Origin of the sequence: Streptomyces javensis, from assembly GCF_039525925.1 — a bacterium.
GTDB lineage: Bacteria > Actinomycetota > Actinomycetes > Streptomycetales > Streptomycetaceae > Streptomyces > Streptomyces asiaticus.
In genome coordinates, this window is the sequence record NZ_BAAAIF010000095.1 from 18,332 (window position 1) to 30,401 (window position 12,070).

Below are 12,070 nucleotides of genomic sequence, written 5' to 3' on the forward strand. Positions count from 1 at the left end.
GGAAGGATCCCGGCATGACCTCGACGAGCGTGTCCGTGGCGGGCCGCACCGCCTCTCCGAGTACGGCGCGGGCCATCAATGACCGCCTCGCCCTCCATCTGCTCAAGGACAAGGGGCCGTTGACCGCGGGGGAGCTCAAGTCGCTGACCGGGCTGTCCCGTCCCACCATCGCGGACCTGGTCGAGCGGCTGCGGCAGACCGGTCTGGTGGCGGTCGTGGGGGAGTCGGGGGCGGAGCGCCGGGGGCCCAACGCCCGGGTGTACGGGATCGTCGCCGACAGCGCGCATGTGGCCGGGGTCGACGTCCGTACGGACCGCGTCGCCGTGTGCGTGGCCGATCTGCTGGGCCGGACCGTGGCCGAGGAGTCGCTTCCGGTGGCCCCGGACGTGGTTCCGGCGCACACCGTGGCGGCCGTGGTGGCCCTGGTGGAGCGGGCCGCCGAGCGGGCCGGGGCGGCGCGGCTGCACCACATCGGGATCGGGGTGCCCGGACTCATCGACCCCGCCACCGGGGAGCTCAACTCGCCCGGCGGGCTGCCCTCCTGGCACCGTGAGCTGGCCACCGCGCTGCACGGCGGCCTCGCGGCACCGGTGCTGCTGGAGAACGAGGTCAATCTCGCGGCCGTCGCCGAACAGCGGCTGGGCGCGGTGCGCGACCGCGACACCTTCGTACTGCTGTGGCTCGGCCACGGCATCGGCGCGGCCGTGGTGCTCGACCGGGTGCTGCGGCGCGGTGCGTCCGGCGGCACCGGGGAGATCGGCTTTCTGCCGGTGCCGGGCACCGCGGGGCTGCCCTCCGCCACCGGCTGCGACGGCGGGTTCCACTCCCTGGTGGGCAGCGCGGCGGTCTGTGAACTCGCCCAGCGGCACGGCCTGGAGGCCGTGGCGGGCGGCTCCCATGGGGACGGAACGGAGGGTTCCGGCGCGGCGGAGGCGGTGATCCGGGCGGCCCTGGAGGCGGAGGGGCGGGGCGAGACGTTCCTGGACGCGCTGGCGGCCCGTATCGCGCTGGGCGTCGCCGCGATCTGCGCGGTGCTCGACCCGGGGTGCGCGGTGCTCGGCGGCGAGGTCGGCCGGGCCGGGGGCGTGGGGCTCGCCCGTCGGGTGGAGGAGCATGTGGGCCGGCTGTCGCCGCTGCGGACGCGGGTGCGCGCGGGGGTGGTGGGCGGCGGCGGGGTGTTGCGGGGCGCCGTGTTGACGGCGTTGGACGCGACGCAGGACGAACTGTTCGGCGCCCCGTAGCGGTTCGGTGCGCCGTAGCGGTTCGGCGCCCCGTAGCGATTCGGTGCGCCGAATCCGTGGGGTGGCGCGCCGCATCCGCGGGGTGGGGCGCCGCGCCCCTGGGGGGGTATTCCTGTGCGATCTCTTGTCGTGCCCATGGAGCCGTCTTACTCTGAGCCCGATCTCAATTCTGAATAGCGTTCAGATATCTGATTGGAGTGCTCGATGGGTGCACCTCCAGCGGGACGCGGGCGACGCGGGCGGATCGCCCGGACCATCGTCGCCGCCTCCGCCCTCCTGGCCGTCCTGGCGATCCCCGCCGCCCCCTCCGCGCAGGGCGCCGAGCGCGTCCGGCATTCCGGCCCGGTGCCCCGTACGGTGGTGCTCGATGGGCCCCGACTGTCCCTCACCAAGCTGAAACTCCAGCTCGGAGACCGGAATCTGCGGCGGACCGTACGCGATCTGACCACCCAGGCCGACCAGTGGATGAAGCAGGGCCCCTGGACGGTCACCGACAAGGACCAGCTGCCCCCCAGCGGCGACAAGCACGACTACTTCAGCCAGGCCCCCTACTGGTGGCCCAGCCAGCCCAAGACCGAGGACAATCCGTACGGCTGCCCCTACGTTCAGAAGGATGGCCAGCGGAACCCCGACGTGGACAAGATGACGGACCGCCCCGAGGTGGGGAAGGTCTTCGAGTCCGCCTACGAGCTCTCGCTTGCCTGGTACTACACCGGTAAGCGGGCCTACGCCGAACACGCCGCGGACATCCTGCGCACCTGGTTCGTCACCCCGGCGACCCGGATGAACCCGAACCTGAACCACGCGCAGTTCATCCCCTGCAAGTACGACGGCCGCTCGATCGGGATCATCGACTTCTCCCAGGCCTTCACCAGCCTCCTCGACGCCGCCGCGCTCCTGGACACCGGCGCCCCCGGCTGGTCGGACAGCGACCACGCGGGCTTCCGCACCTGGAACAAGCAGTTCCTGGACTGGCTGGTGAACAGCGACTTCGGCAAGGAGGAGGGTGCCGCCGAGAACAACCACGGCACCTTCTACGACATGCAGGTCGCCGCCATCGCCACCGCCGTGGGCGACCGGGACCGCGCCCGCCAGGTGCTCCGAGACGCCCGCACCAAGCGCATCGACACGCAGATCGCGGCCGACGGCACGCAGCCGCAGGAGCTGGAGCGCACCCGGAGCTTCCACTACTCGACCTTCAACCTGGTCGCGTACACCCGGATGGCCGCCATCGGGAAGCAGGTCGGGGTGGACCTGTGGCACTACACCGGGCCCGGCGGCGGGAACCTCTTCAAGGCGGTGGACGTCCTGCTCCCGGCGGCCACGGGCGCCGCGTCCTGGCCGTACCCGGAGCTCGACTTCCGCGCCTACGCGGCGAGCGACATCGTCCATGCGGCGGCCGACGCGGGTGACCGCAAGGCCCGTGCGGCCCTGCCCAAGCTCCAGACCCCGCCCGGCGGCGACCTGTGGGCCCTGCGGCCGGCGGTGGAACAACTGGACAGCATCGCCCAGGGCTGACGGCCCGCTTCCCGCGCCCCGGCGGCCGGGGCCCCCCCCCCCCCCCCCGGCCGCCGGGGGGCGGGTTCGTGGTCGGTGGTCGTGGTGGTGTCCGGGCTGCTGGTGGCGGGAGCGGTTCTTCTCCCCGCCCCGCCCCTTCCCGAACCGGGGGCAAGCCCCCGCCCCCCCCGGTTCGGAATCGGCCTCCGCGCCGCGATACCCGCCCGCCGGGGCCCGGGTGCCCTGCGTGCGGTAGGGGCCGGGGGCAACCCCCCGGCCCCGCCCGGGAACGGTCCACGCATCGGGACATCCGGCCCTGGGTCGGGGTGCCTTGCGGGTGGCAGAGGGCCGAGGGCGGCCGCCACCTGCGGGCGCCGGGGTCTCGACTAAGCCCCACGGTGTGAAGGCTGTCCCCGGGGCGGGGCCCGGCCCGCGAAGGGGTGCCCGCCCCTACCTGTCTCTTGCGGGGCGCCGATGCCTTGGCGGAGCTCCACGGTGTCAAGCCCGCCCCCCCCGGACGGGGGCTCGGGGGCTTGCCCCCGGTTCGGGAAGGGGCGGGGTGGGGAGAGGCGACGCCTCGGCCCCGGGTTCGGGTGGGGCAACCGCTCCGGGCCGGGGCGAGGGTCCCCTCCGGGGCCAGGTGGGTGAGGGAAGCCACACGAGGGTCGCCTCCCAGCTGGGCCGATGGCCATGGCACACTGGGCCCGTACCAGTGACGTCAGCGCACTCCGGGGTCGGTGAAAATCCGAACCGGCGGTTACAGTCCGCGACCCGTCCGCCGCCAGCGGCCGGTTGACCAGGTGAAATTCCTGGACCGACGGTGAAAGTCCGGATGGGAGGCAGTGCGCGGCGGTAGCGACATCACCGGTGCGCCGCCTCGGCGGTTCGCCCTCGCATACGCGGGACGCGGACCCTTTGCCGTCCCGGCGCGCTGGCGGCGGCGTTTCCGCTCCCGTGTCATCTCGACAGCCCCGGAGTCCGTGCCCGAAGAGGCAGGAGGACCCGGTGGCCACCGCAGCCGAAGCCCAAGCGATGCGCCATGCCGTCGCGCTCGCCGCCCGCGGTCTCGGCCACACCAGCCCCAACCCCGTCGTCGGCTGCGTCGTCCTCGACGCCGGTGGCCGCGTCGTCGGCGAGGGCTGGCACCAGCGGGCCGGCGGTCCGCACGCCGAGGTCCACGCGCTGCGCGCGGCGGGGGAGCGGGCGCGCGGCGGCACCGCCGTCGTCACCCTCGAACCCTGCGACCACACCGGCCGCACCGGCCCCTGCTCACAGGCCCTGATCGCCGCCGGGATCGCCCGCGTCCACTACGCCGTCGCCGACCCCACCGCCCAGGCCAAGGGCGGCGCCTCGACCCTGGCCGCCGCCGGGGTCGAGGTCGACGCCGGGCTGCTGGCCGACGAGGCCGAGGCGGTCAACGAGCCCTGGCTGACCGCGATGCGCCGCGGCCGCCCCTTCGTGCTGTGGAAGTTCGCCGCGACCCTGGACGGCCGCAGCGCCGCCGCCGACGGCACCAGCCGCTGGATCACCTCCGCCGAGTCCCGCGCCGATGTGCACCGGCTGCGCGCGGAGGCCGACGCCGTCGTCGTCGGCTCCGGCACCCTGCGCGCCGACGATCCCCACCTGGCCGTACGGGACCGGGAGGGCGCCACCCAGCCGCTGCGGGTCGTCGTGGACACGGGCGCCACCATCAAGCCCGGCGCCCGGGTGCTGGACGACGCCGCTCCCACGCTGATCGCCGTCGCCGAGGACGCGGGCATCGCGCATCTGCCGCGGCGGCCGGGCGTGGAGACCGTAAGGCTGCCGCGCGCGGAAACCGGCCTCCGGATCCCCGCGCTCCTGGCCGAGCTGCACGGCCGCGGGGTGCGCTCCGTCCTGCTGGAGGGCGGGCCCACCCTCGCCGGGGCGTTCCTCGCCGCGGGCGCCGTCGACAAGGTCGTCGGCTATCTCGCCCCCGTCCTGCTCGGCGCGGGCCCCGCCGCCCTCGCCGACGCCGGAATCACCACCATCGCGCAGGCGTTGCGCCTGGAGACGGCCGATGTGACCCGGCTCGGTCCCGATCTGCGCGTCACCGCCGCCCCCATCGCCGTTCCCCCCGCCTCCACCCCCGCCCCCCTCGCCGAGGAGAACTGAAGTGTTCACCGGAATTGTCGAAGAACTGGGTGAGATCGTCGCCATCGAGCACCTCGGTGACGCGTCCCGCTTCCAGGTACGCGGACCCGTCGTCACCGAAGGGGCGAAGCACGGCGACTCCATCGCCGTCAACGGCGTCTGTCTCACCGTCGTCGACATCGTCGAGGACGCGGAGGGCACCCGGTTCAGCGCCGACGTGATGGCCGAGACCCTGAACCGCTCCGGTCTCGGCGCGCTCGACATCGGCTCCCGGGTGAACCTGGAGCGCCCGATGGCGCTGGGCGGGCGGCTCGGCGGCCACATCGTGCAGGGCCACGTGGACGGCACCGGCGCCATCGTGGACCGCGAGCTCTCCGAGCACTGGGAGATCGTGAAGATCTCGCTGCCCGCCGAACTCAGCCGCTACGTCGTCGAGAAGGGCTCCATCACGGTGGACGGCATCAGCCTCACCGTCGTGGACGCGGGCCCCGACTACTTCACCGTCAGCCTCATCCCGACGACCCTCGCGCTCACCACGCTCGGGGTCAAACAGGCCGGTGACCCGGTCAACCTCGAGGTGGACGTACTCGCCAAATACGTCGAGCGGCTGCTCGGACGGGACAACGGCACGCAGGACAAGGAGGCCACATCATGAGTGAGGCATACGCGGTGACCGACTCGCGTCCGAGCGGCGGCCCGGCCGCCCCCCTGCGAACCGCGCACTGGCCCGACGAACTGGCGCTGCACACCATCGAGCGCGCCATCGCCGACATCGCCGCGGGCCGTCCCGTGGTCGTCGTGGACGACGAGGACCGGGAGAACGAGGGCGACCTCGTCGCCGCCGCCGAGACGATCACCCCCGAGATCGTCGCCTTCATGATGAACGAGTGCCGTGGGCTCATCTGCGCGCCCATGGAGGCCGCCGAACTCGACCGGCTGCGGCTTCCGCAGATGGTCGAGGAGAACACCGAGTCCATGCGGACCGCCTTCACCGTCTCGGTCGACGCCACCGCCGAACACGGCGTCAGCACCGGTATCTCCGCCGCCGACCGGGCCACCACCCTGCGGCTGCTGGCCGACCCGGCCACCACCCCCGGCGACCTGGTCCGGCCCGGTCATATCTTCCCGCTGCGCGCCCGCCCCGGCGGGGTGCTCGAGCGCGACGGCCACACCGAGGCCGGGGTCGACCTCGCCCGGCTGGCCGGACTCCGCCCGGCGGCCGTGATCTGCGAGATCGCGGGGGAGGACGGTGCCATGCTGCGCCTGCCCGACCTGGTGGCCTTCGCCCACAAGCACGACCTGGCGATCGTCTCCATCGCCGATCTGATCGCGTACCGCAAGCCCGCCGAGCCGCTGGTGCGGCGCGAGGCCGAGACCCGGCTGCCCACCGCCTTCGGCGACTTCCGGGCGTACGGCTACCGCGCGGCCGACGGCGTCGAGCACATCGCGCTGGTCCAGGGCGACCTCCGGGACGGCGAGGACGTGCTGGTCCGCGTCCACTCCGAATGCCTCACCGGCGATGTCTTCCACTCGCTGCGCTGCGACTGCGGCCCCCAGCTGCACGCCGCGCTGGAGCGGGTCACCGCCGAGGGCCGGGGCATCGTCCTGTATCTGCGCGGCCACGAGGGGCGCGGCATCGGACTGCTGTCCAAGCTGCGCGCGTACGAGCTCCAGGAGCTGGGCCGGGACACCCTGGACGCCAACCTGGAGCTCGGCCTGCCCGCCGACGCGCGGGACTACGCCGCGGGCGCGGAGATCCTCGCCGACCTCGGCGTGCGCTCGCTGCGGCTGATGACCAACAACCCGGAGAAGACCACGGCGCTGGTCCGGCACGGGCTGCGGGTCACCGGCCGGGAGCCGATGCCCGTCCAGGCCGGGGAGCACAACCTCCGCTACCTCCGCACCAAGCGGGACCGGATGGGGCACGACCTGCCCTGGCTGGAGGGCGACCGCGCCGAGCCCATGTCGGCCTGCGGCAACCAGTAGCCACACCAACGCATATCCACGCGAAACCACAGAAACACCGAGGAGAGACGTGAGCGGTAAGGGCGCCCCCGAACTGTCCGTGAAGAACTGCGGGGACCTGCGCGTCGCCGTCATCGCCGCACAGTGGCACGAGAAGGTGATGGACGGGCTGCTCGACGGCGCCCTGCGCGCGCTGGGCGAGCTCGGCATCGACGAGCCCACCGTGCTGCGGGTGCCGGGCAGCTTCGAACTGCCGGTGGTCGCCAAGGTGCTCGCGGGCCGCGGCTATGACGCGATCGTGGCCCTGGGCGTCGTCATCCGCGGCGGCACCCCGCATTTCGACTATGTGTGCCAGGGCGTCACCCAGGGGCTGACCCAGGTCAGCGTGGACACCGGTGTGCCCATCGGCTTCGGCGTGCTGACCTGCGACACCGATGAGCAGGCCCTGGACCGGGCCGGTCTCCCGGGCTCCAGCGAGGACAAGGGCCACGAGGCGGTCACCGCGGCCGTCGCCACCGCCACCACCCTGCGCTCGGTCGCCGAACCCTGGCGCTGAGGGGCGTCGCACGACCCAAGTAGGATGACGGACACGATGCCCAAGAAGACGTTCGAGGAGCTCTTCGCCGAGCTCCAGAAGAAGGCCGCCACGGCCGACCCCGCCACGTCCCGCACCGCCGAGCTGGTCCACTCCGGTGTGCACGCCATCGGCAAGAAGGTCGTGGAGGAGGCCGCCGAGGTGTGGATGGCCGCCGAGTACGAGAGCGACGAGGCGACCGCCGAGGAGATCTCCCAGCTCCTGTACCACCTTCAGGTGATGATGGTCGCCAAGGGGCTGACCCTCGACGACGTCTACGCCCACCTCTGACACCCCCGTCAACCACTTTCACCCTCGCTACCGGGCAAGCCGAGCTAGCCGAGCCACCGAGCCACCGAAGGAAAGAGCACTCATGCTGCGCATCGCCGTCCCCAACAAGGGTTCACTGTCCGAGCCTGCGTCGGCGATGCTCCATGAGGCGGGCTACCGGCAGCGCAAGGACCGCAAGGAGCTGGTCCTGGTCGACGCGGAGAACGAGGTGGAGTTCTTCTTCCTCCGCCCCCGCGACATCGCCGTGTACGTGGGTTCCGGCCGGCTCGACATCGGCATCACGGGCCGCGATCTGCTGCTGGACTCAGGCTCCCAGGCCGAGGAGATCATGCAGCTCGGCTTCGCCGGGTCCACCTTCCGCTACGCCACCCGCCCCGGCACGGCCAAGGACGTCAGCGAGTTCGGCGGGATGACCGTGGCCACCTCCTTCGCCGGACTGGTCACCAAGCACCTCGCCGACAACGGTGTGGACGCCGCGGTGGTCCACCTCGACGGTGCCGTCGAGACCGCCATCCAGCTCGGTGTCGCCGAGGTCATCGCGGATGTGGTCGAGACCGGCACCACCCTGCGCAACGCCGGGCTGGAGATCATCGGCGAGCCCATCCTGGAGTCCGAGGCGGTCGTCATCCGCCGCACCGGAGACCCCAGCGACGACCCCAAGGTCCAGCAGTTCCTCCGCCGGATGCAGGGCGTCCTGGTGGCCAGGCGCTACGTGATGATGGACTACGACATCCGGGTCGAGCAGGTGGAGCGCGCCGTGGCGCTCACCCCGGGCCTGGAGTCGCCCACCGTCTCCCCGCTGCACCACGAGGGCTGGGTCGCGGTCCGCTCGATGGTCCCCGCCAAGGACGCCCAGCGGATCATGGACGAGCTCTACGACCTGGGGGCCCGGGCCATCCTCACCACCGGCATCCACGCCTGCCGCCTCTGACGGCCCGCGCCGCCCCTGCCCCATCCCGTTCCCTCCCGTCCCTCCCATCCGAGAGGCCGACCCACGTGTCCGCCGCCGTGCCCACCCCCGCCCTGCCCGTCACCTTCCGGCCGACCAGGACCCGGGCCGTCCTGATGACCGTCGGTGTCGCCGTCCTGGTCGTCCTCACGGCCGTCGCCCTGCTGCTGGAGCGGCTGGGGCCGGGCGAGCGGGCCAGCTTCATCCTCACCGGACTGCTGTTCTTCGGGGTGCTGATGCTGCTCAGCCGCCCCAAGGTGGTGGCCGAGGAGGGCGGTGTGACGGTGGTCAACCTCACCACCAAGCGCCGGCTGGAGTGGGCGGAGGTGCTCCGGGTCAATCTGCGCCCGGGCGACCCCTGGGTCTATCTGGACCTCGCCGACGGCACCAGCCTGCCCGTGATGGGCATCCAGCCGGGCATCGCCAAGGCGCACGCCATCAGCGACGCGCGGGCCCTGCGCGCCCTCGCCGAGCGGCACGGGACGGGCCGTGCCGCGGACTGAGCCACCCGCCGGGGCCGCCCGCCCTGGGGCCCTTCTGACGGATCTCCGCGGCGTTGAGCAGCCCCTTCACATCCGCTTCCGCCCCCTGCCGGGCGGGCCCCACGCACCGGCCGCCGAGCGGATCGGCACTCCAACGGCGTGAGGGGCCTGCCCGTCATGCCCCATCCTTGATTACCCTGTTGCCGGGGCCCAACGGTGCCCCGCCCCGCCTCCCCAGCGCGCACGCCCGCGTGCGCCCCTGGCGGGCTCCCCTGCGACCCGAGGAGTGACTCCCTCAGCAGATGGACGGATCGTCCTGTAGTACCTGCGCCGCCGCCGACCACGAGGCGGCGGCATGAGCATCACCCTGTCCCTCCTGCTGCTGTCCGCGGCGCTCGTCCTGATCCTCGCCAACGGCTTCTTCGTGGCCGCCGAATTCGGCCTGGTCACCGTCGAGCGGCCGGACGCCGAGCGAGCCGCCGACGAGGGCGACAAGCGCGCCCGTACCGTCGTCGAGGCGCTGCGCGAGCTGTCCTTCCAGCTCTCCGGCACCCAGCTCGGCATCACCATCACCTCGCTGATCGTCGGCATGCTCGCCGAGCCCGCGCTCGGCCATCTGCTGACCGCGCCGCTGGCGGCGGTCGGGCTGCCGCACGGCGCCGTCTCCGGTGTCGCCATCGTGCTCGGCATGCTGCTGGCGTCCGCCGTCCAGATGGTCATCGGCGAGCTGGTGCCCAAGAACTGGGCGGTCTCCCGGCCGCTCCAGGTCGCCCGCTTCGTCGCGGGCCCGCAGTACGCCTTCGCCCGGTTCTTCCGGCCCGTGATCGCCCTGCTCAACACCGTGGCCAACCGGCTGGTGCGGGCGCTGGGCGTGGAGCCCACCGAGGAGCTGGCCTCCGCCCGCACCCCCGGTGAGCTGGTCTCGCTCGCCCGCCACTCGGCGCGGGCCGGCGCGCTCGAGCAGGACACGGCCGATCTGTTCGTCCGCACCCTCTCGCTCGGCGAGCTGACCGCCCAGCATGTGATGACCCCGCGGGTGCGGGTCAGCGCGCTGCACTCCACGGCGACCGCCGTGGATGTGCTCAACCTCACCCGGGCCACCGGGCTGTCCCGGTTCCCCGTCTACCGCGACCGGCTGGACGAGGTCATCGGGATGGTGCACCTCAAGGACGCCCTCGCGGTGCCGTCCGACGACCGGCTGCGCACACCCGTCAGCCGGATCGCCCAGTCCCCGGTGCTGGTCCCCGAGACGCTGCCGGTCCAGCCGCTGCTGGAGCGGCTGCGCAGCGAACAGCCGATAGCCGTGGTCGTCGACGAGTACGGCGGCACGGCCGGTGTGGTCACCCTGGAGGACATCGTCGAGGAGCTGGTCGGCGAGGTGCGCGACGAGCACGACGACGAGGCCGCGGAGACCCCCGACCTGGTGCAGACCCTCACCGAGGACGGCCGCACCGTATGGGACGCCGACGGCGGCTGCCGCGTCGACACCCTGCGCCGGATCGGCCTCGACGCGCCCGACGGGCCGTACGAGACCGTGGCCGGACTGGTGGCCGATCTGCTGGGGCGGATCCCCGCCCCCGGTGACATCGCCGAGCTGCCCGGCTGGAAGCTGGCCGTCCGGCAGGTCGGCCACCACCGGGCGGAACTGGTGCGCATCGTCCGCACCAAGCCGGGTACGCCGCCTGTGCAGATGACCGCGCATGCCGCGGCCGGGGAGGGGAACGGACGATGAGCCTGGTACAGCTTCTCTTCGCCGTCCTGCTGGTCCTGGCCAACGGCTTCTTCGTGGGCGCCGAGTTCGCCCTGGTCTCGGTGCGCCGCAGCCAGATCGAGCCGCGCGCGGCCGAGGGCTCCGCGCGCGCCCGTACGGTGCTCACGGGCCTGGAGAACCTGCCGCAGATGATGGCGGCCGCCCAGTTCGGCATCACCGTCTGCTCGCTGACCCTCGGCGCGGTCGCCGAGCCGACCGTCGCCGAACTGCTGGAGCCGGTCTTCCACGCCGTCCATCTGCCCGAGCAGCTGATCCATCCGCTCGGCTACGCCCTCGCGCTCGCCCTGGTGGTCTTCCTCCATCTGGTCATCGGCGAGATGGTGCCGAAGAACCTGGCCATGGCGGCGCCGGACAAGACCGCGCTGTGGCTGGGCCCCGGGCTGGTCACCTTCGCGCGGCTGTGCCGCCCGGTCACCGCGCTGCTGGGGGCGTGCGCCCGGCTGGTGCTGCGGCTGTTCCGGGTGGAGCCCAAGGACGAGGTCGAGGCCGTCTTCACCAGCGAGCAGCTGACCCATCTGGTCGAGGACTCGCGGCAGGCCGGGCTGCTCGACCCCGGGGAGCAGGAGCGGCTCGCGGACGCCCTGGAGCTGGGCAGCCGCCCGGTCACCGATGTCCTCCTGGACCCGGCGGGCCTGGTCACCGTGGATCCCTCGGTCACCCCCCGGCAGATCGAGGAGCTGACCGTGCGCACCGGCTACTCGCGCTTCCCGGTGCGCGGCCCCGGCGGCGCCTTCATGGGCTATCTGCATGTGAAGGACGTCCTGGAGCTGGAGTTCCCGGAGCGGGCCGTGCCGCAGCGGGTCTGGCATCCGATCGAGACGCTCCGGGCGGAGCTTCCGCTGGACGACGCCCTCACCGCGATGCGCCGGGCCGCCTCCCATCTGGCGGCCGTCGCCGACGCGTCGGGCACGGTGCTGGGGCTGGTCGCCCTGGAGGACGTCCTGGAGAAGCTGGTGGGCGAGGTCCACGACCCCGCGCATCGGGGCGGGGCCCGGGACCGGGTGGCCGAGCCGAGGGGCGAGGCGGCGCCCATGCCCTCCGGGGAGGAGCGGGCGATGGTGGGCTGAGCGACGGGTTCCGCGCTGCGGCTCTGCGCCTGCGGCGGGCTGTCCCCTACCCGCCCCTTCCCACAACCGGGGCTCCGCCCCGGACCCCGGTCCTCAATCGCCGGAGGGGCTGAAATCAGCC

Annotated in this window: 11 protein-coding genes and 1 riboswitch; all 11 genes read left to right on the top strand. The window is 73.1% G+C overall.

All coding sequences use genetic code 11. The features are described 5' to 3' along the window. Nucleotides 1-14: 14 nt before the first annotated feature. Nucleotides 15-1,241, top strand: coding sequence for an ROK family transcriptional regulator (locus ABD329_RS43645; protein WP_344317903.1), 1,227 nt, complete (start codon nt 15-17; stop codon nt 1,239-1,241). Nucleotides 1,242-1,445: 204 nt separating this feature from the next. Then, a complete protein-coding gene (locus tag ABD329_RS43650; RefSeq protein ID WP_198282356.1) occupies nt 1,446-2,759 on the top strand; it encodes an alginate lyase family protein in 1,314 nt (437 codons plus the stop codon). A gap of 698 nt (nt 2,760-3,457) precedes the next feature. Further along, nucleotides 3,458-3,588, top strand: a riboswitch (FMN riboswitch). Between the two features lie 155 nt (nt 3,589-3,743). Beyond that, on the top strand, nt 3,744-4,871 hold the full coding sequence (gene ribD, locus ABD329_RS43655) for a bifunctional diaminohydroxyphosphoribosylaminopyrimidine deaminase/5-amino-6-(5-phosphoribosylamino)uracil reductase RibD (protein ID WP_344317905.1): 1,128 nt from the start codon (nt 3,744-3,746) through the stop codon (nt 4,869-4,871). Between the two features lies 1 nt (nt 4,872). Beyond that, complete coding sequence (locus ABD329_RS43660) at nt 4,873-5,505, top strand: riboflavin synthase (protein WP_198281776.1); 633 nt, start codon at nt 4,873-4,875, stop codon at nt 5,503-5,505. Continuing rightward, nucleotides 5,502-6,836, top strand: a complete 1,335-nt coding sequence (locus ABD329_RS43665) for a bifunctional 3,4-dihydroxy-2-butanone-4-phosphate synthase/GTP cyclohydrolase II (protein ID WP_246619123.1) — start codon at nt 5,502-5,504, stop codon at nt 6,834-6,836. Before ABD329_RS43660 ends, ABD329_RS43665 begins: the two co-directional genes overlap by 4 nt. Before the next feature lie 49 nt (nt 6,837-6,885). After that, entirely contained in the window at nt 6,886-7,371 is a 486-nt protein-coding gene (gene ribH, locus ABD329_RS43670) for a 6,7-dimethyl-8-ribityllumazine synthase (protein ID WP_198281777.1), read from the top strand. Between the two features lie 36 nt (nt 7,372-7,407). Beyond that, on the top strand, nt 7,408-7,680 hold the full coding sequence (locus ABD329_RS43675) for a phosphoribosyl-ATP diphosphatase (RefSeq protein WP_037951821.1): 273 nt from the start codon (nt 7,408-7,410) through the stop codon (nt 7,678-7,680). Between the two features lie 82 nt (nt 7,681-7,762). After that, entirely contained in the window at nt 7,763-8,611 is an 849-nt protein-coding gene (gene hisG / locus ABD329_RS43680; protein WP_137980388.1) for an ATP phosphoribosyltransferase, read from the top strand. Between the two features lie 65 nt (nt 8,612-8,676). Continuing rightward, on the top strand, nt 8,677-9,132 hold the full coding sequence (locus tag ABD329_RS43685; protein ID WP_344317906.1) for a PH domain-containing protein: 456 nt from the start codon (nt 8,677-8,679) through the stop codon (nt 9,130-9,132). A 340-nt stretch (nt 9,133-9,472) separates the two neighbouring features. Continuing rightward, a complete protein-coding gene (locus ABD329_RS43690; protein WP_309142772.1) occupies nt 9,473-10,843 on the top strand; it encodes a hemolysin family protein in 1,371 nt (456 codons plus the stop codon). Then, nucleotides 10,840-11,949 carry a hemolysin family protein gene (locus tag ABD329_RS43695; protein WP_198278183.1) on the top strand — a complete coding sequence of 370 codons (1,110 nt, stop codon included), beginning with the start codon at nt 10,840-10,842 and terminating at the stop codon, nt 11,947-11,949. The genes ABD329_RS43690 and ABD329_RS43695 overlap by 4 nt, the downstream gene beginning before the upstream one ends. The last annotated feature ends 121 nt before the right edge of the window (nt 11,950-12,070 follow it).